At 68.9% G+C, this 18,871-nt stretch carries 19 protein-coding genes; 6 read left to right on the top strand and 13 right to left on the bottom strand.

From position 1 onward, the window contains the following. Window positions 1-54: 54 nt before the first annotated feature. A complete protein-coding gene (smc, locus tag ACFM35_RS04895) occupies window positions 55-3,555 on the bottom strand; it encodes a chromosome segregation protein SMC (RefSeq protein ID WP_378839100.1) in 3,501 nt (1,166 codons plus the stop codon). Between the two features lie 211 nt (window positions 3,556-3,766). Here smc and ACFM35_RS04890 point away from each other — a divergent pair, with 211 nt between their 5' ends. The 4 genes from ACFM35_RS04890 to ACFM35_RS04875 all read left to right on the top strand — a co-directional run bounded on the left by ACFM35_RS04890 (window position 3,767) and on the right by ACFM35_RS04875 (window position 6,513). Continuing rightward, window positions 3,767-3,898: a hypothetical protein gene (locus ACFM35_RS04890; RefSeq protein ID WP_378839098.1), complete on the top strand. Its 132-nt coding sequence runs from the start codon at window positions 3,767-3,769 to the stop codon at window positions 3,896-3,898. Between the two features lie 152 nt (window positions 3,899-4,050). Next, a complete protein-coding gene (locus ACFM35_RS04885; RefSeq protein WP_378839095.1) occupies window positions 4,051-4,320 on the top strand; it encodes a hypothetical protein in 270 nt (89 codons plus the stop codon). 22 nt (window positions 4,321-4,342) lie between these two features. Continuing rightward, the gene (locus ACFM35_RS04880) at window positions 4,343-5,425 is read left to right on the top strand and encodes a GNAT family N-acetyltransferase (protein ID WP_378839093.1); all 1,083 of its coding nucleotides are present in this window, start codon (window positions 4,343-4,345) and stop codon (window positions 5,423-5,425) included. Next, complete coding sequence (locus ACFM35_RS04875; RefSeq protein WP_378839090.1) at window positions 5,422-6,513, top strand: GNAT family N-acetyltransferase; 1,092 nt, start codon at window positions 5,422-5,424, stop codon at window positions 6,511-6,513. The genes ACFM35_RS04880 and ACFM35_RS04875 overlap by 4 nt, the downstream gene beginning before the upstream one ends. On the opposite strand, the gene mutM is transcribed toward ACFM35_RS04875, so the two are convergent. The 6 genes from mutM to ACFM35_RS04845 all read right to left on the bottom strand — a co-directional run bounded on the left by mutM (window position 6,508) and on the right by ACFM35_RS04845 (window position 11,709). Further along, window positions 6,508-7,434, bottom strand: a complete 927-nt coding sequence (mutM, locus tag ACFM35_RS04870) for a bifunctional DNA-formamidopyrimidine glycosylase/DNA-(apurinic or apyrimidinic site) lyase (RefSeq protein ID WP_378839088.1) — start codon at window positions 7,432-7,434, stop codon at window positions 6,508-6,510. The genes ACFM35_RS04875 and mutM overlap by 6 nt on opposite strands. A 2-nt stretch (window positions 7,435-7,436) precedes the next feature. Then, complete coding sequence (gene rnc, locus ACFM35_RS04865; RefSeq protein ID WP_378839086.1) at window positions 7,437-8,147, bottom strand: ribonuclease III; 711 nt, start codon at window positions 8,145-8,147, stop codon at window positions 7,437-7,439. A 2-nt stretch (window positions 8,148-8,149) separates the two neighbouring features. Next, window positions 8,150-8,359, bottom strand: a complete 210-nt coding sequence (gene rpmF, locus ACFM35_RS04860) for a 50S ribosomal protein L32 (protein WP_045276261.1) — start codon at window positions 8,357-8,359, stop codon at window positions 8,150-8,152. A gap of 2 nt (window positions 8,360-8,361) precedes the next feature. Next, a complete protein-coding gene (locus ACFM35_RS04855) occupies window positions 8,362-8,877 on the bottom strand; it encodes a YceD family protein (RefSeq protein ID WP_378839486.1) in 516 nt (171 codons plus the stop codon). A 122-nt stretch (window positions 8,878-8,999) separates the two neighbouring features. Beyond that, window positions 9,000-9,497 carry a pantetheine-phosphate adenylyltransferase gene (gene coaD, locus ACFM35_RS04850; RefSeq protein ID WP_378839083.1) on the bottom strand — a complete coding sequence of 166 codons (498 nt, stop codon included), beginning with the start codon at window positions 9,495-9,497 and terminating at the stop codon, window positions 9,000-9,002. 28 nt (window positions 9,498-9,525) lie between these two features. After that, window positions 9,526-11,709, bottom strand: a complete 2,184-nt coding sequence (locus ACFM35_RS04845) for an ATP-dependent DNA helicase RecG (RefSeq protein WP_378839081.1) — start codon at window positions 11,707-11,709, stop codon at window positions 9,526-9,528. Between the two features lie 88 nt (window positions 11,710-11,797). Here ACFM35_RS04845 and rsmD point away from each other — a divergent pair, with 88 nt between their 5' ends. After that, the gene (rsmD, locus tag ACFM35_RS04840; protein ID WP_378839079.1) at window positions 11,798-12,430 is read left to right on the top strand and encodes a 16S rRNA (guanine(966)-N(2))-methyltransferase RsmD; all 633 of its coding nucleotides are present in this window, start codon (window positions 11,798-11,800) and stop codon (window positions 12,428-12,430) included. Here the strand turns inward: rsmD and thiL are convergent. Then, window positions 12,400-13,404: a thiamine-phosphate kinase gene (gene thiL, locus ACFM35_RS04835; protein WP_378839077.1), complete on the bottom strand. Its 1,005-nt coding sequence runs from the start codon at window positions 13,402-13,404 to the stop codon at window positions 12,400-12,402. The genes rsmD and thiL overlap by 31 nt on opposite strands. A 22-nt stretch (window positions 13,405-13,426) precedes the next feature. Here thiL and ACFM35_RS04830 point away from each other — a divergent pair, with 22 nt between their 5' ends. Further along, complete coding sequence (locus tag ACFM35_RS04830; protein ID WP_378839074.1) at window positions 13,427-13,897, top strand: DUF3515 family protein; 471 nt, start codon at window positions 13,427-13,429, stop codon at window positions 13,895-13,897. 17 nt (window positions 13,898-13,914) lie between these two features. Here the strand turns inward: ACFM35_RS04830 and ACFM35_RS04825 are convergent, their stop codons facing one another. The 5 genes from ACFM35_RS04825 to leuD all read right to left on the bottom strand — a co-directional run bounded on the left by ACFM35_RS04825 (window position 13,915) and on the right by leuD (window position 18,870). Next, window positions 13,915-15,018, bottom strand: a complete 1,104-nt coding sequence (locus ACFM35_RS04825; protein WP_378839072.1) for a D-alanine--D-alanine ligase family protein — start codon at window positions 15,016-15,018, stop codon at window positions 13,915-13,917. Further along, window positions 14,924-16,054, bottom strand: a complete 1,131-nt coding sequence (locus ACFM35_RS04820; protein ID WP_378839070.1) for an NAD(P)H-dependent glycerol-3-phosphate dehydrogenase — start codon at window positions 16,052-16,054, stop codon at window positions 14,924-14,926. Before ACFM35_RS04820 ends, ACFM35_RS04825 begins: the two co-directional genes overlap by 95 nt. Further along, on the bottom strand, window positions 16,044-16,739 hold the full coding sequence (locus ACFM35_RS04815; RefSeq protein ID WP_378839067.1) for a lysophospholipid acyltransferase family protein: 696 nt from the start codon (window positions 16,737-16,739) through the stop codon (window positions 16,044-16,046). The genes ACFM35_RS04820 and ACFM35_RS04815 overlap by 11 nt, the downstream gene beginning before the upstream one ends. A gap of 91 nt (window positions 16,740-16,830) precedes the next feature. After that, the gene (murA, locus tag ACFM35_RS04810; RefSeq protein ID WP_378839064.1) at window positions 16,831-18,201 is read right to left on the bottom strand and encodes a UDP-N-acetylglucosamine 1-carboxyvinyltransferase; all 1,371 of its coding nucleotides are present in this window, start codon (window positions 18,199-18,201) and stop codon (window positions 16,831-16,833) included. A gap of 72 nt (window positions 18,202-18,273) precedes the next feature. Continuing rightward, the gene (gene leuD / locus ACFM35_RS04805) at window positions 18,274-18,870 is read right to left on the bottom strand and encodes a 3-isopropylmalate dehydratase small subunit (protein WP_378839061.1); all 597 of its coding nucleotides are present in this window, start codon (window positions 18,868-18,870) and stop codon (window positions 18,274-18,276) included. Between the last annotated feature and the right edge of the window lies 1 nt (window position 18,871).

The raw sequence follows: 18,871 nt of genomic DNA, 5'->3' as shown, positions 1-18,871 counted from the left end.
TCAGCCTACCGGCGGCGCGCGAGACGCCCGCGGGCTCCGCACGCTTCGTCGGCGTCAGCTCGCTTCTCGACGGACGACCCGTTGGCCGACCACCGCCGAGACTCCGTCCTGGCGCATCGACACCCCGTACAGCGCATCGGCGATCTCCATCGTGCGCTTCTGGTGGGTGATGACGATGAGCTGGGAGTTCTCGCGCAACTGCTCGAACACGCCCAGCAAACGGCCGAGGTTGGCGTCGTCGAGCGCCGCTTCGACCTCGTCCAGGATGTAGAACGGGCTGGGTCGAGCCTTGAAGATCGCGGTCAGCAGCGCCACCGCGGCCAGAGATCGCTCGCCACCCGAGAGCAACGAGAGCCGCTCGATCTTCTTGCCGACGGGTCGCACCATGACTTCGATGCCGGTGGTGAGCGGCTGGTCCGGAGATGTCAGCGAGATGCTGCCCGTGCCACCGGGGAAGAGCACGGGGAACACCTCGCCGAAGGCCACGCGAGTGTCCTCGAACGCCGCGAGGAAGATCGTCTGCATGCGTTCGTCGAGCTCGTCGATGATGGTGAGGAGATCGGCACGGGTCCGTGCGAGATCGGCGAGTTGGTCGGTGAGGAAGGCATGCCGCTGCTCGAGCGCGGCGAACTCTTCGAGCGCCAGCGGATTCACACGGCCGAGCTGTCCGAGCTTCCTCTCGGCATCCTGCAGTCGTCGTCGCTCGGCGGCGCGATCGAACGGGATGTGGGGTTCTTCCGCCGTGCCATCGGCAGACGCAGGAGCATATTCCGAGACGAGAATATTCTCGTCCAGGCTGAGCTCGGAGGCGACACGCTCGAGCAGGCTCGTCACGTGCAGCCGCTTCTCGTGGATCTGCAGCTCGAGGCCGTGGACGGAGTCGGTGAGCTTCCCGAGGCGTTCGCGAACCGCGTTCTCCTCGCGCCGAAGATCGGCGAGCTCGGCGTTCATCGCCGTGCGAGCCGACTCCGCCGTGACGAGTTCGACGCGCGCCTGACTCACCGAGCGATCCACCGAATCCATGAGCGCGGGCAGCTGACCTGCCACATCGGCGGCCTGCGCGCGGTGTCGTCGGCGGATCACCGCTCGCCGGGCGGCATCCTCGGCCGCGGCGCGCTCCCGTTCGCGTTGCCGCTCGAGCGCGATGACCCGCGCCTCACCCGCTCGAACCCGCTCGCGCAGGGTCTCGACGTCGAGGCGCGCCCGCATTTCGGCATCGCGCGCAGCCTCCAACGCCTCCAGCGCGCCGTCTCGCGCAGATGCATCAAACAGGGGTCGGGGCTCCTCACGCGCGCGCAGCAGACGCTCTTCGGCAACGTGAGCCGCCTCTTCGGCATCGCGGACGGCTCCCTCGGCCTGGCGGAGTCCGAGCGCCAGACGCTCGCATTCCGCGACGGCCGCCTCGTGCCGGACCGTGGCCCGGTTGAGCTTCTCGGTATGCGCGGCCGACGCCGCATCGTGGGCGCGCAGCGTGTCGAGCGCCGAGGTCGTGCGACGCCGAGCCGTCCCGAGCGCCTCCACCCGCTCAGCGAGGGACTCGCGCAGACTGTCGACGATGACGGTGATCTCGGCCAGCCGATCGCGGGCGGCGTCGCGTTCCGCGGCGAGTTCGAGGCGCGATCGGGTGGAACCCGAACCGGCACGGAGCGTGTAGGCGGTGACGACTTCGCCGGCGCGGGTGACGGCTGTGACCGCGCGATCGCGGGCGAAGAGCGCCTCGCCCGCATCACGCACGGCGGCCAGATCTTCCGCGATCAGCACGGATGACAGCAGCGCGACCACACCTGCCGGGCCGGTCACGACATCGCTTGCCGGTCGGAGACCGTCGACCACGGGCAGGGTGCCGGACGAGCCCGTCGCATCCGCGATCACGAGGTCGACGACGCCGACATCGCCCCCGCGGACGGCGTCGGCGAGGTTGAGGGCGTCGGAACGATGATCCATCAGCACTGCTTCGGCCAGCGGGCCGAGAACCGCGGCGATGGCCGCCTCGTAGCCGGGCGTCACCTGAATCGCGTCGCCCACCACTCCCGCAATGCCCGCTCCCCCGCGTTCCACCAACTCGGTGGCACCGTTGCGCACGTCCAGGGCACGACCGAGGGCACGCGTCTGTGCGGTCAGTGCTTCACTCTCGCGCTCCGCCCCGTGCAGGCGATCGCGCAGAGCGGCGACATCGGCCTCGGCCTCCGTTGCGGCCTTCTGCGCGCGGTCGTACTCGGCGGCATGCTCGGCCGAAGAGGTTTCGGGGACGACCTGCGGATCGAGACCCGCCAGGATCTCTTCGGTCTCGGCGCGACGAGCGGTGGCGGCATCCAGCGCCCGCTGCTGACGATCGACCGCGGTGCGGACGGCCCCGAGAGCGGATGCCGCCGCCTCGGCTCGTCCCCGCAACGCCGTGATGGTCATATCGTGGGCCGACACCAGAGCGCTCTGCGCGGCGATGTCGGTGTCGAGTGCATCGAGTTCGGCTCGTGCGCGGACGACCTCGCGCGTGGCGGCGGCCGCTTTGTCCTGTGCCTCGTCCAGCCCCGCCGCGATCGCGCCGATCTCGCCGCGCGCGTCGTCGATCGCGGAAGAAGACACCGAGTGCGGGTCGGGGGCCACGTCATCGTCGGCGCCCAGGAGCGCCAGCCGCTGTCCGGCGAGGGTGTAGAGACCGCGAAGACGCTCCTGCACGCGCTCGAGCGCGAATGCGGTGCTGCGCGCAGCATCGACGGCGTCGGACCGCTGATCGGCCTCCAGGTCGGCGATGCGCCGTCGCAGTGTGTCCGCACGGTCCTGGAGGACGATCCGCTCGGCGTGGCGTTCCTGCTCGCTGCGAGCGTGGCCGTCGAGCTGCGCCCGGAGATCGATCAGCTCATCGGCATACAGGCGTGCCTTCGCATCGCGCACGACAGCCGCGATCCCCGCAGCCTCGCGGGAGATCTCGGCCTGCTTGCCCAGCGGTTTGAGCTGCCTGCGCAGCTCTCCCGCGAGATCGCTCAGCCGCGTGAGGTTGGTCTCCATCGCCTCGAGCTTGCGGAGCGTCTTCTCCTTCCGGCGACGGTGTTTGAGAATGCCCGCCGCTTCCTCGATGAAGCCGCGGCGGTCCTCGGGAGTCGCCTGGAGAACGCCGTCGAGTCGTCCCTGCCCGACGATGACGTGCATCTCGCGGCCAAGACCGGAGTCGCTCAACAGCTCCTGCAGGTCCAGGAGCCGACAGGTCTCTCCATTGATCGCGTATTCGCTCGCGCCGTTGCGGAACAGCGTGCGGCTGATCGTGACCTCGGCGTAGTCGATGGGCAACGCGCCATCGCTGTTGTCGATCGTGAGCTGCACTTCGGCACGCCCCAGCGGCCCGCGCGTCGCGGTGCCGGCGAAGATGACGTCTTCCATCTTCCCGCCGCGCAGGGTCTTGGCGCCTTGTTCGCCCATCACCCAGGCGAGTGCGTCCACCACGTTCGATTTGCCCGACCCATTGGGGCCGACGATGGCCGTGACCCCGGGCTCAAGAGCGAACGTCGTCGGCTGCGCGAAGGATTTGAACCCTTTGAGCGTCACGCTCTTCAGGTGCATGGTTGCGCCCTTCTGCCCCGATCGATACGCCCGCAACGCTACCCGACGAGGTGGCGAGCGCTGTGTAGGCGAGCCGGAAGGCGCGGTCGCTCGGACCCGACACGCCCGGGCGACCGGCGATTCTGGGAGAACGCTTGACGGACACACCGTCGGCGCGCTAGCGTCACTGTTCGCGTCAGAAGTCGAAAGGAGGTCACCCCACATGATTCTCATGCACACCATCACCGGCACCGCGGACACCCGTCCCGTCGTCGCGCCGATCGCCTACGCGTCCGTCAACGGACTCGTCGGCGGGGTGACCCGCTCTTTGGGCGCGCGCGCAGCCACGCCTGCCACCGCGTAGCAGCTGCTCAGGAGGACTCCGCCCTGTGTGCGGACTCCGTCCCCCGTCTGCCTCCCGCCGACGCGCTCGTCCGGTCTTCTGACCCGAGCGCGGCTTCGGCACTCCGGCCGCACAGGCCACCACCCTCCCTCCTTCCCGGAACGAGAAGAACCATGCATACCTCCACGGTTGTGCGTGCCGCAGAGCGGTACGAACAACACATCGACATACGACTGCCCGCCGAGGGCACGCCGCAGCGTCTCGGCGATCGCCTCGAGCTGCGCCTCGGCCTGTGGCTGCTGCTGCGCGCCGAGCGCCGCCGCGTCGCATCAGCCGAACGCCTCGAACGAGCCAGGAGCGCTGCTCATCGGGCGATCCTCGACATTCACGAACGCGAAGCGGCGCACGTCCAGATGCTGCAGTCCTCACGGGCCTGGCGCTGAGACCGACCGAACGGAGAAAGAGATGACACACGCACCGCAGGGCCTGGAGATCCGGCCCGTCTCCATCGTGCCGACGATCGACTCGCCTGACGCGGCCGATTTCGTCGCCATGGTCCAGGTTCGAAACGCCGTGCTCGCCGAGGTCAACGGTCACGCCGACGAGAGCATCACACCCCGGGAACTTCTCGCGGTGTTCCAGCCCGACGAGTATCAGCAGCGCTCGTTGTGGCTGGTGCTCCTCGACGGCGTGGCCGTCGGCCGCGCCGGCGTCGACATCCCGAACGAGGACGGTTCGATCCTCGCCTTCTGGTACATCGACTTGTTGCCCGCCATCTGGGGTCGAGGCGTCGGCAGCGCCGTCCTGGAGCTCATCGAGCAGACCGCACGGGCGCACGGGCGCACGGTGCTGCAGGCATGGACCGCACATCCTGCCGGAGAAGGGCCGCGCATCATGGCGCCGACCGGTTTCGGCAGTATCCCCGACGACCACGCCGCGCGCTTCGCCCGCCGCCACGGGTACACGCTGGAGCAGGTCGAGCGCAACAGCGCCCTCGTGCTCGCCGACGCCGCGCCGAGGCTCGAACACCTGCTCGAGACCGCCGCCGAGGCATCCGCCGCCTACCGCGTGGTGAGCTGGCAGCTGCCGACACCGCCGGAGTTCGTGGCGGGATACGCGTGGATGAAGTCGCGCATGGTGACCGATGCCCCGTCGGCCGAGATCGAATTCGACGAGGAGGTCTGGGACGCGGCGCGTCTCGCCCGCCATGAGAGGCCCTATCTCGACGCGGGACGAGCCCTTCTGGTCACCGCAGCTCAGCACATCGACAGCGGGGAGCTGTGCGCCTTCAACGAGCTCGTCATCGGGAACGACCGCACCGAAGCCACTCACCAGGAGGACACGCTGGTCCTCAAGGAGCACCGGGGCCACCGGCTCGGGATGCGGGTGAAGTGCGCCGGTCTGCTGGAGTGGCGGCACATCGCGCCGCTCTCGCCCCGGGTGCTCACCTACAACGCCGAGGAGAACCGTCCGATGCTCGACATCAACGAGGCGATCGGCTTCGCGCCGATCGCCTACGAAGGCGCGTGGAAGAAGGTGCTCACATGAGCCGGACCCCACCGACGCTCACGGTCCGCCCTCTGGTGGTGCCGAGGTCCGGCGACGACCCCCGGCGCGGTGACATGGACGAGCTCGTGCGGCTCGGCAACGCCGTCAACCGCCACGACGCGGGTCACCCGTTCTTCGATCAGACGGTCAAAGAGGTCCTGCCCGGTTGGCAGGACCAGACGGACCACACCCGTCTGGGGTTCATCGTCGAGCACGACCGGTCGGTGGCGGGGATCGCCACTCTGGTCCTGCCGAACGAGCCGGGTGCATCGACGCTCGAATTCGAGCTCATGGTCGAGCCGGCGCTGCGCGGCGAAGATGTGTGGAACACGCTCCTCGACGTGGTCGAGAAGGCGGCGCGCGAGCACCAGCGGTCGGTGATCCAGACCTGGACTCTGCACCGTCGCGACGCCGTGGGCGAAACGCTCACTCCGCCGACCGGGTACGGCGCGATCCCTTCCGACGATCCTCACGCGCTGTTCCTATCGGCCCACGGGTTCGCCTTCGAGCAGGTCGAACGCAATTCGACCCTCGATCTGCACGGAGATCTGACATCGGTCGCGGACGCTCTGCAGGAAGCCATCGCCTTCGCCGGTCCGGACTATCGTCTGCTGACGTGGGCCGCACCGACACCGCCCGAGTACGCCGATGGCTTCGCCTACACGCTCTCACGCATGGCGACCGACGTCCCCAGCGGCGGGATGGTGTGGGAGGAGGAGACGTGGGATGCCGCGCGTGTCGCCCGCCGTGACGGGAGGCTGCTCGCCGCCGGGAACACGATGTCGGTCGCCGCCGTGTCACACGCTCCGACCGGTCGCATCGTGGCGTTCAATGAGCTGATGATCGGCGCCGACCATTCCGGCACCACGCACCAATGGGGAACCCTGGTGGTGAAGGAGCATCGCGGCCACCGCCTCGGCACGATCGTGAAGTGCGCGAATCTGCTGCGCTGGCACGACCTGGTGCCCGAATCTCCACGGGTCTCCACCTTCAATGCCGAGGAGAACCGCCCGATGCTCGACATCAACGAGGCCATCGGCTTCGTACCGGCCTCGTATGCGGGCGCCTGGAAGAAGGTGCTGTCATAGAGCGGATGCCGCGACCCGCGGCATCCGTTGACACCAGGCGCAGTAATGGCTGGACCGGTTCATGAACGACACACGCACGATCGGCCGACCGCATCGGTCGCAGGGTGCACCCGTGCGGCCGTAGGCATGGAGGGAGCGGGCGAAGTAGCCCGCCTGGCCGTTGACGTTGACGTACTGCGCGTCGAAACTCGTGCCGCCTTCAGCGAGCGCTCGCTCGAGCACACCGCGGACTTCGCTCAACAGCCTGTTGACGGCGCGGGTGGAGAGGGCGGCAGCCGGTGTTCCGGGATGTATGCGTGCGGCCCACAGCGCCTCGTCCGCATAGATGTTGCCGACACCGCTGAGCGTCGTCTGGTCGAGGAGGACCCGCTTGACGGCCGAGCCCTTCTTGGCCATCGCGCTGCGCAGCCGCGCGTCGTCGAAAGCGGGATCGAGGGGGTCGCGGGCGATGTGAGCGACCTGTGTCGGAACAGCGGCCACGTCGGTACCCCGGCCGCCGGGCGCGCCGTCAGCGGTGGGGACGAGTTCGTCCACGGCCAGCGAACCGAAGGTGCGCTGGTCGGCGAAGACGATCGCGAGCTCCCCGTGATCGGGGTGCTCGATATTCACTCGCACGCGTTCGTGCCTCTCGACGGCGGCGTCTGCTTCCCGGAGAAGCATCTGCCCGCTCATGCCGAGATGCGCGACGATGGCAGAGGGCCGCGCTCCGACGGCATCGTGGAGCGGCAGCCACAGGAACTTGCCTCGGCGAGCGGCCCCCACGATGCGGCGGTCCGTGAGCAGACCCTCGAAATGCAGACCACTCCCCGCGTGCCGCGTGAGCGCCCGCTCGTCCCGCACGGCGACGCCCGTGATGACCGCGCCGGTGACCGCCGGTGCGAGGCCGGCGCGGACGACCTCCACCTCGGGGAGCTCGGGCATGATCAGTCAGCCGGGAGGGCGGTCGACACCGAGGTCAACTCGTACCACGCCGTCAGGGCCGCGGCCATCTCCGCCTGCTTCTTGCTCGAACCCGACCCCTGGGCCGAGGTCGCGCCGACGTTCACGGTCGCCGTGAACCTGCGGTCGTGGTCGGGGCCGGAGGAGGTGACGGTGTACGTCGGAGGGTGCTCCCCCGAGTGGGCGGCGAGTTCCTGCAGGCTCGTCTTCGGGTCCATGGCCGCACCGTAGCGCTCGGGATTGGCCAGGAGCGGCTCCACGAGTCGCAGAACGAGTGCAGTCGCCGCATCCGGTCCCGTGGACAGGAAGGTCGCACCGATGATCGCCTCCATGGTGTCGGCGAGGATCGAGTCCTTGTCGCGCCCGCCGGTCTGGTCCTCACCGCGACCGAGGAGGATGAACTGTCCCAGGCCGATCCCACGGGCGATCTCGGCGAGGGCCACCGTCGAGACGACACTGGCCCGCCGCTTGGCGAGCGCGCCCTCTTCGAGCTCGGGATGCGCGGTGAACAGACGCACGGTCACCGCCTGGCCGAGCACCGAGTCGCCGAGGAACTCCAGGCGCTCGTTGTGCGGGGACTGGCCGTGCTCGTAGGCGTAGGAGCGGTGAGTCAGCGCCAGCGACAAAAGCTCGGGGTCGATGTCGACCCCGAGCTTGTCGGTGAGCACCGCGTGCAGCGATGCGGCGTCACTCACGATCAGACGTCGGCGACCTTGCGGCCTTTGTACTCGAGGAACAGCTCGGTGCCCTGCGAGTCGGTGACGACCTTCGCCTGGTGCGGGCGGCTGTAGACGGTCTTGCCGTTCTCGACGGTCTTGACGAGCGTGGTGGGTTCTGCCTTCCACTGCGCGCGACGCGATCGGGTGTTCGAGCGGGAGACCTTCCGCTTCGGGGGGTTACCTGCCATGGCTAGCTCTCTTCTGTGTTCTCGACGCGAACGCGATCCGCCGTGAGGCGCGGTCCGACGTCGTCGTGGTCTGGTGTGTAGTCCTGGAGCGCAGCCCAGCGAGAATCGATGTTCTCGCGCTGCGGTTTTTCGGTGCCGACGGCCAGGCGCTCACCCGTGACCGGATCAAGGCCGGGGCAATCCGGCTGGCATATCGGCTGAAACGGAAGCGATAGGACGATCGCATCTCTGACCAGAGTTTCAAGATCCACGTGGTCGTCTTGAACCTCGAAGTCAGTTGTCTCCTTCTCAGGATACGCGAAAAGCTCCTGAAACTCGACTTCGACGGGCGCGTCGACATCGTTCAGGCAACGACCGCAGACGCCGGTGTAGTTCGTCGAGGCCATCCCCGAGACGAGGATGCCCTCGTGGACCGACTCCGCCCGGGCGTCGATCGCGATCTCGGCCCCCTCAGGGACGGACACGAGACCCTCTCCGAGCTTCTCGGGCGACGGCACATCGAGCGTGAACTCCCGCATCTCGCCGGGAAGGTGGACGATGTCGCGCACCTGCAATGCGAACGGACCTGGTCTCTGCTTTCTCACGAGGGTCAATCGTACCGGCGATGCGCTGAACGGGACCCGAGCGTGGCGCAGCCCGATCAGTCCCTGGGGGCGCCGGTGTCCAGGAAGCGTGCCACCGCAGGCGGCACGAACGGTGAGACATCGCCGCCCAGCGACGCGACCTGGCGGACGAGGGAGCTGGACACGAGGGCATGAGAGGGGTCGGGAAGCAGGAAGACGGTCTCGACATGCGCGAGATGACGGTTCACGATCGCCATGGGGGTCTCGTACGCGACGTCGACCTGGGAGCGGATGCCTTTGACGAGGACGCCCGCGTCCACGTCGGTGGCGTAGTCGACGAGAAGGCCCATGCTCCACGACGCGATCACCACATCGCCGTCGATGCCGTCCTCCTCGATGGACTGCTGCAGCAGAGCGAGGCGCTGCGCGATGGGCAACATGGCCTCCTTGCCGGGATTGTGGACCACCAGGACATGCAGTTGGTCGTACAGGCCGGCGGCTCGACGGATGACATCGAGGTGGCCCAGCGTGGGGGGATCGAAGGATCCCGGTACGACGGCGATCCGGCTGTTCATGCCGACAGCCTACAGATGCCGCCTGACGTCAATTCTTCGCGAGCGCCGCGCGCTCCTCCATACCCACGCGTCGTTCGATCGCTTCCGCGAGTCCCGGATGCCGCGTCAGGGCGGGGTCCTCGGCGAGCACGGTCTCGGCTTCGGCGCGCGCCTCGGCGATGAGATCGGCGTCCTTGACCACCCGCAGAAGACGCAGGGAGGAACGGGCGCCGGACTGCGCGTCACCCAGGACATCTCCCTCGCCGCGCAGCTCGAGATCGACTTCTGCCAGCTCGAAGCCGTCCGTCGTCGAGGCGACGGCATCGACGCGAGCGCGGGCGGGCGTTCCCGCGGCGGCTTCGGTCACGAGCAGACAGAGCCCCGGCACTCCCCCGCGGCCCACGCGACCGCGCAGCTGATGGAGCTGAGACACGCCGAATCGGTCCGCTTCCAGGATGGCCATGGTCGATGCGTTGGGCACATCCACGCCGACCTCGACGACCGTGGTGGCCACGAGCACGTCGATCTCGCCGCGGGCGAACGCCTGCATGACGGCGTCCTTCTCGTCGGACGGCATGCGGCCGTGGAGGATCTCGACACGGATGTCGGTGAAGGCCGGATGCCGCGAGAGGGAGTCCGCCGCCTGGACGACCCCCCATCGCGTCACGGGCGTCTCACCGTCGACCGGCGCCGGGAGCGGCCCGACGGCGTCGTCGGTGACGGGCCCGTCCTTGCCGCCGGCATCGGCGTCGATCGCCGCGCACACGACGAAGGCCTGGTGGCCTTTGCCTACTTCTTCGGCGATGCGCTCCCACACGCGCCCGAACCACGCGGGCTTCTCGGCGAGGGGGGCGACGAAGGTCTGAATGCCTGCACGCCCCGCCGGGAGCGTGCGGATGGTCGACACGTCGAGGTCACCGAAAACGGTCATCGCGACAGTCCGCGGAATCGGTGTGGCGGTGAGGACGAGAGCGTGCGGCGCCATCCCCTTCGCGCGAAGCAGTTCGCGCTGTTCCACTCCGAAGCGATGCTGCTCGTCCACCACGACCAGGCCGAGATCGGCGAACGTCGTCGTCTCGCTGAGCAGAGCGTGCGTACCGATGACGATGAGTGCTTGGCCGGATGCCGCGCGGAGCGCCGCCTTTCGCCGCTCCGCCGCGGGCATCTGCCCCGTCAGGAGGATCGGCATGACCTCCGGCGCCAGACGGGGCCCCAGCATCCGGGCGATCGACCGCACGTGCTGGCCGGCGAGCACCTCGGTCGGCGCGATGAGGGCGGACTGACCGCCCGACTCGGCCACCTGCAACATCGCGCGCAGTGCCACCAGCGTCTTCCCGGAACCGACCTCGCCCTGCACCAGCCGGTTCATCGGCCAATCGCCGACGAGATCGTGGGCGACCTGCGCGCCGACGCCGATCTGGTCGTCGGTGCGATCGAAGAGAAGACCGGCATCGAACCGCTCGAGCAGCCCGCCGGCGTGCGCGGGCCGCGCGGTCGCCGACAGCGCCCGCACGAACTGCCTCTGCTGGAGCAGGGCGACCTGCAGAACGAGGGCCTCGTGCATGCGGAGCGTGGCGCGCGCAGGCGCGATCTGGTCCTCGAAATCGGGACGGTGGATGCGCTCGATGGCAGTGCGCGCGTCGAGAAGACCGCGCTGCACGCGAAAGGCTTCGGGAAGGGGGTCGGGCACCGGACCGAGACCGTCCAGGACGTGCCGCACGATCTTGGAGATCTGCCAACTCGGCAGCGCACCGGTCGCCGGGTAGATCGGGATGGGCAGGCGGGCGTACGCTTCGGCGTTCATCCGCGCTTCGGCTTCGTCCTCGAACAGCTCGTAGTCGGGGTGCGCGAGCTGCTTGTTCCCGCGGTACTCCCCCACCCTGCCCGAGAAGATGCCGCGTCTCCCCGGAGCCAGCTCACGCAGGCGCCAGGCCTGACCGAAGAAGGTGAGCGTGAGTTCACCGTTGCCGTCGCTGATCGCCACCTCCATGAGCGAACCCTTGCGGTTCTGCATCCGTCGCTCGGAGGCGCGGGTGACCTCCGCGACGATCGTGACCGTCTCACCGACGGGGAGCGAGCTGATCGGGGTGAGCTCCCCGCGCAGGACGTAGCGCCGCGGGTAGTGCGCGAGAAGATCACCCACCGTATGCATGCCGAAGGCACGCTGGAGCGGGGCCGCGGTCTTGCCGCCCACGACGCCGTCCAGACGCGACTCCAGAGTGAAACCCGGCATCCTCCGAGTCTAGGCAGACCCGCCGACGGCGGTGTCCGGTCATGGCCCGGCCGGGTCCCGCGACGACCGCTTCGGTTATCGTGAACGGGTGACTCGCATCATCGCCGGCCGCGCGGGCTCCATCCCGCTGGAAGTCCCGGACGCCGGCACCCGCCCCACCAGCGATCGTGTGCGCGAATCGCTGTTCGGGGCGCTCGAGTCTGCGGAGGCGCTGCGCTCGGCCGCGGTGCTCGACCTGTACGCAGGCACGGGAGCGCTCGGGCTGGAAGCGTTGAGCCGCGGCGCGGCATCCGTGGATCTCGTCGAGAAGTCCCCGCACGCCGCCACCGTCGCGCAGCGCAACGCCGACAAGGTCGCGAAGTCCGTCGGTCGAACAGGGATCGTCCGCGTGCACAGGGCGGCGGTCGCGGCGTACCTGGCGATCCCGCGCGGACCCTTCGACATCGTCTTCCTCGATCCTCCGTACGACCTGGACGACGCGGCACTGAGGGACGCGCTCGGCCTGCTCGGCCCTTCGCTGACGCCCGCTGCGACCGTCATCGTCGAGCGCGCGACCCGATCGGGTTCGCCCTCGCTGCCGGAGAGCCTGACGCACGCGCGGCACAAGCGGTACGGGGACACCACACTGTGGTGGGTCCACCCGTCGGAATCGGAGCGGCGCGAGGGCGCCACGGTTCCGCTCGACCGGAGTCAGCCCGACGACGAGTCCCAGTCGCGATAGGGGTCCCACCCGTCCCGCCCGGCCCAGGGCGCACCGTCCACCAGGACGGGTGTCGTCGCGGTCGCGCGGACCGCGCCGATAACTCGGAAGCCGGCGGGCAGGGGTGCGTGCGCGGGGAACGTCGTCAGCAGCGCATGGTCCTCTCCCCCGGAGAGAGCGACGTCGATGTCGGGACCCAGGGCGTCGCTCATCAGATCCAGGGTGACTCCGGATGCCTCGGCCATCCGTGTCGCGTCCAGCAGCAGCCCGTCGGACACGTCCATCATGGCGGTCGCGCCCGCGCGAGCGGCCACCGGCCCGAGGCGGAGAGGCGGCGTCGGACGCAGCTGAGCGGCCAGGTCGGCCCGCTGCTCGGCGTCGAGGGCACCGACATCGACAGGCACCGGCTGGGACGAGGCATCCCGGAACCTGCCGAACAGCAGCGCGAGGCCGCGTCCCGCGCGACCGATGTCGCCGGCGACGGCCACGACATCGCCCACTCGTGCTCCGCTCCGGCGGACGGGCATGATCCCGTCGAGACTTCCGAGAGCAGTGACCGCGACGGTGAGGGTGTGCGAAACGGTGAGGTCGCCCCCTTCGACGCGGCATCCGGGTGCCAGCGCCTCGCACGCGGCACGCAGGCCCTCGGCCAGACCGGTGACGAAGGAGAGTCGCGTGGTCTCGGGCATCGCCAGCGCCACCAGCAGAGCGGTCGGCCTCGCGCCCATCGCGGCGATGTCGGCCAGATTGACGGCGGCGGATTTCCAGCCGAGATCGAACGCGCTCGACCAGGCGAGCCGGAAGTCGGGGCCGTGGACGAGGGTGTCGGTTGTCGCCACCACGCGGGCATCGGGCGCGGCGATCACGGCGGCGTCGTCTCCCGGGCCGACCTCCGCGTCCGAGGGACCGAACACGTTCAGGATCGCGCGCAGGACCGCGCCCTCGGTGAGCTCGCCGACGACGGGATCGCCCGTCCGCCCGGTCCTCGTGCTCATAGCCCCACGGTAGCCTGGAGTGGTGCGCCGCTTCGTCCGTCCCCTTGCCGCAGCGCTCGTGCTCCTCGCCTCGCTCTCGGTCTCGAGCTGCGCCGCGACGGTGTCGCTGCAACCCGCCGCGTCGGCGAACGACCCTGCATGCGCAGACGTCTCCGTGCGGCTTCCGGCCACCGTCGGCGGAGAAGCCCGTCGGTGGACGGACGCCCAGGCCACGGGCGCATGGGGTGATCCGGCCGCCGTCATCCTGACCTGCGGGCTCGCGGCTCCCGGCCCCTCGACGCTGCCGTGCCAGACGGTCGGCGGCGTGGACTGGCTGATCGACGACGCGGATGCCCCGAAGTACCGGTTCACGACGTTCGGTCGATCGCCGGCGGTCGAGGTCTACCTCGACTACGACGTCGTCGGCGGTGCGGACACCCTGTCCGAACTCAGCAGCGCCGTGTCGACACTGCCCACAGACGGCAGCGTATGCACGGCCCGCCCGACCAGCTGAGCGCCGGTCGGAGCCCGTCAGGCCGCGCCGCGCTCCCGTGCGGTGTCGACGAGCTCTGAGATCAGCGCCGAGTAGGTCAGCCCGCTCGCGATCCAGCACTTCGGGAACATCGAGATCGGCGTGAACCCGGGCATCGTGTTCAGCTCGTTGACGACGGGGCCGTCTTCGCTCAGGAAGAAGTCCACGCGCGCGAGCCCCTGGCCGGCGACCGCCTCGAACGCCTCGAGCGCCATCCGCTGGAGCGCATCGATTTCCGACTCCGCGAGCTCCGCCGGGCAGACGACGTCGACACCGTCGCCGCCGAGGTATTTGCCCTCGAAGTCGTAGAACTCGCGCGTGGTCAGGACGATCTCTCCGGGCAGCGAGGCGCGGTCGGAAGCCCCGCCTCGGCCCTCGAGCACACCCACCTCGATCTCACGCCCGCGCAGGCCCTCCTCCACGAGCACCTTGTCGTCTTCGGCGAACGCGATCTCCAGAGCCGCCGCGAGTTCCTCGGGACCATGGACCTTCGAGACGCCGACGCTCGAACCCGCCCGCGCGGGCTTGACGAACCACGGGAACGAGAACGCGGCGGCACGACGGGCGACGTCGGCCGTGGCATCCGGATCTCCCGACCATTCGCGCTTGCGGACCGTCACCCACGGAGCGACCGGGACGCCGGCGGCCTGCAGCGCGATCTTCATGAAGTGCTTGTCCATGCACAGCGCGGAATCGAGGACACCACCGCCGGCGTAGGGCAGCTCGAGCGTGTCGAAGAAGCCCTGGATCGTGCCGTCCTCACCGTGCGGTCCGTGCAGGATCGGCAGAACGACGTCGACGTCGCCGAGATCGTCGATGGCGCCGTCCACCTGCCGTACGCGCAGACCGTGCTCGCCGGCCGCCTCCGGCCACAGGATCCGCGTGCCGTTGTCGGCGACTTCGGGCATGTGGGCGGGGTCGAGAGTGAACTTGTCGGGGTCGTCCTCCTCGAGGACGAAGGCCCCCTCCCGGGTGATGCCGACGGGGATGACGCGGAACCGCTCGCGATCAATCGCGCGCAGCACTCCCCCCGCCGTGGCGGAACTGATCGAGTGTTCGCTGGAGCGACCTCCAAAGAGCACCACCACCGCCGGCTTGTCCATTCTGAGTCCTCTCGCCTTTCGGCCGATCATCGTCTGTCGTCAGGTGCGGGGCGATCTCCCGCGGATTCATCTGGCCGTCGAGCACACGCTTGACCTGCTCGACGATCGGCATCGCGACCCCGCTCTCGCGGGCGAGCTGCAGGATGGGTGCCACGGAGGCGAGGCCTTCCGCGGTCTGGTTCATCTGCTTGACGACATCCTGGAAGCTGTAACCCTGGCCGAGCAGACGGCCCGCCGTGTTGTTGCGGCTCAGCGGCGACTGGCACGTCGCGATCAGGTCGCCCAGTCCCGCCAGACCCTGCAGCGTCTCGGCCTGCGCGCCCTGAGCGACAGCGAAGTCCGTCATCTCGACGAGGCCGCGGGTGATGATCGACGCCTTCGTGTTCTCGCCGTACCCGACGCCGTCGACGATGCCGATCGCGACGGCGATGAGGTTCTTCAGCACGCCGCCGAACTCAGTGCCGATGACGTCGGTGTTGACGAAGGTGCGGAAGTAGTGATTGCGCGCGCGGCGGGCGACCGCGTCGGCCGTCTCCTGGCTCGTTGAGGAGATGACGGCTGCGGTCGGCTGCTCCCGCGCGATCTCGAGAGCGAGGTTGGGACCGGATGCCACGGCGATCCGGTCGGGGTCGCAATCCAGTTCCTGCTCGATCACCTGGCTCATGCGCAGGCCGCTACGGCGTTCCACGCCCTTCATCAGCGACACGATCGGCGAGTCCGATGACGACACCAGGGGCCGGACCGCCTTGAGATTCTGACGCAGTGCCTGGCTGGGGATGGACAGATAGACCTGGTCGGCGCCGTCCAGCGCCGCCGAGAGGTGGTGGGTGGCTGACATCTCGCGGGGCAGGTTGATGCCGGGCAGGTACTCGCTGTTGCGCTTCGCCTCGTTGATCTCGGTCGCGAGCTCCGGCCGGCGTGCCCACATCGTCACGTGGGCGCCGCCGTCGGCCAGCACCTTTCCGAACGTGGTACCCCAGCTGCCGGCGCCGAGGACGGTCACCCGTGGCAGCGCGGCATCGGACTTACGGCTCAAGGCGCCCCGTCTCCCTCTGGCCGTGCGCCGACGGGTTCCAGCGCTCGGCCGGTGCCTTCTCGTCACGCAGATCTTCGAGCAGCAGCGTGATGGCGCTCATGAGACGGTCGGTCGCCTCGGCCAACGCGGCGGGCTTGGCGTGCTGCCCCTTCAGGTCGGACAGGTCGACCGGGGCCCCGATCGCCACGGTGACGAGCTTGCGCGGCGGCCAGAAGCTCACCTTCTTGCCGTAGCGCGCCATCACGTTCTGCGCTCCCCAGTGGGCCATCGGGATCAGAGGGATGTCGGCTTCCAGAGCAAGACGGACCGCACCGGTCTTGCCGCGCATCGGCCACATACCGGGGTCACGCGTGAGCGTGCCCTCGGGGTAGACGACCACACCTCGACCATGGCGGACGAGCGTCTCGGACGCGTCGAGTGTCTTGCGGGCGGACGCGCTCGAGGACGTTCGCGCCACCGGCACCATGCCCGTCACGCGCAGCGCCCATCCGAGCACCGGCACGTGGAAGAGGCTCTCCTTGGCGAGGAAGCGGGGCGGCCGACCGAGACGCCAGATGGCGATGGCGACCGCAATCGGGTCGATCTCGGTGTAGTGGTTCGGAGCGAGGACGTAGGCGCCGTTGCGAGGCATCGAATCCCCGGGACGCACGCGGATCTTCATGAGGATGCTGGCGAGCGGAACCACGATCGATGCCAGGAACCAGAAGACGAACGGGCGAGGTTCTCGGGGACCGCCGTGTGGCGGGTCAGCCTGTGACGTGCGATCCACCGCGGTGTCAGCCGATGACGTCGAAGTCGGCGCCGAGGGCGTCGAGCTTTGCGAAGAACTTCTCGTACCCACGGCGGATGATGCCGACGTTGCGGACGATCGATTCCCCCTCGGCGGCGAGAGCGGCGATGACGTAGCTGTATCCGCCGCGCAGGTCGGGCACCTCGACGTCGGCACCATGCAGGGGGGTGGGCCCATTGATGACGGCGGCCTGTTCGAGCGCCCTGCGTGGGACACGGCGTCCGGCGGAATCGATCCCCTGCGGGTGCACCACGATGTCGGCGCCCATCTGGACGAGTGCCTCGGTGAAGCCGAGGCGGTTCTCGTAGACGGTCTCGTGTACCACAGACTCGCCCGGTGCCTGCGTGAGCGCGACGATCAAGGGCTGCTGCCAGTCGGTCATGAATCCAGGGTGGACATCGGTCTCGACCACGACCGGCTTGAGCGCGCCGTCGCGTCGGAACTGGATGCCGTCCTCGCGGACGTCGAACCAGCCGCCCGCTTTGCGGAACACATTGAGGAACGTGAGCATCTCCTGCTGCTTCGCGCCCCGTACGAAGATGTCGCCGTCGGTCGCCAGAGCCGCGCAGGCCCACGAGGCGGCTTCGTTGCGGTCGAAGATCGCCCGGTGGTCGTAGCCGCGCAGGGAGTCGACGCCCTCGATCAGGATGACGCGGTTCGGCTCGTAGGAGATGATCGCGCCCATCTTCTGCAGAACGGCGATCAGGTCCATGATCTCGGGCTCGATAGCGGCATTGCGGAGCTCGGTCACGCCGCGCGCCTTCACGGCCGTGAGCAGAACCTGCTCCGTGGCCCCGACGCTCGGATAGGGCAGTTCGATGTCGGCGCCGTGCAGGCCGTTCGGCGCCGTGATCCGAATGCCTTCGTAGCTCTTGTCCACGACCGCCCCGAATGCCCGCAGTGCATCCATGTGGAAGTTGATGGGCCGGTCACCGATGCGGCAGCCGCCGAGATCGGGGATCAGCGCCTCGCCGAGAAGGTGCAGGAGCGGGCCGCAGAACAGAATCGGAATGCGGGACGCTCCGGCATGCGCATCGATCTCCTCGAAGTGCGCCGACACCGCGCCCGCGGGGTCGAGGATCAGGGTGCCCTCTTCGTCGCCGTCTTTGACCGTCACACCGTGCACCTCGAGCAGCGAGCGCACGACCTTCACGTCGCTGATGTCAGGGACGTCGCGAAGGACGCTCGGGGTCTCCCCGAGTAGCGCCGCCACCATGGCTTTCGTGACGAGGTTCTTCGCACCCTTCACGTCGACGACCCCGCTCAGGGGTCGTCCTCCGCGGATGGCGAGAGTCTCACCTGCTACTTCTCTCGACCCCGCCTGGGGGGTGGATCCATCGCTGAGAAGCGTCTTCATAGGTCGACCTCACTTGTGTGTCTCGAGGGCAGTGCTGATGGTCGACGGTCCTCGTGGGACCGTCGGATCAGGCTACGGAACAGGAAGCGTCCGCGGCCGCCACGCCTCGCGGCGGGCCTCGAACTGCGCGATCTTGTCTGCGTTGCGCAGTGTCAACCCGATGTCATCGAGTCCTTCGAGGAGCCGCCACCTAGTGTAATCATCGATGTCGAAAGGCACCTCGAGGTCGCCGATCACGGCGCGGCGCTCCCCCAGATCCACCGTCATGCGGATGCCCGGCTGCGCGTCGATCGCCGCCCAGATCCGTTCCACATCGTCTTCGGCGATCGTTCCGGTGACGAGGCCCTGCTTGCCGGCGTTGCCGCGGAAGATGTCCGCGAACTTCGGGCTCAGGACGACGCGGAAGCCGAAGTCGCGCAACGCCCACACGGCGTGCTCGCGGCTGGAGCCCGTACCGAAATCCGGCCCGGCGACGAGAACGCTCGCGCCCTGGAACTCCGGCCGGTTGATCACGAACTCCGGGTCCTGCCGCCAGTTCGCGAACAGGGCGTCTTCGAAGCCGGTCTTGGTGACGCGCTTGAGGAAGACGGCGGGGATGATCTGGTCGGTGTCGACGGCTGAGCGCTTCAGCGGCGCGGCGATGCCCGTGTGCGTGGTGAACTTCTCCACG

This window comes from Microbacterium songi, from assembly GCF_042747925.1.
In the GTDB taxonomy this organism is placed as follows: domain Bacteria; phylum Actinomycetota; class Actinomycetes; order Actinomycetales; family Microbacteriaceae; genus Microbacterium.
The sequence above is the reverse complement of the archived record's forward strand: the minus strand, read 5'-3'. Positions and strand labels throughout refer to the sequence as shown.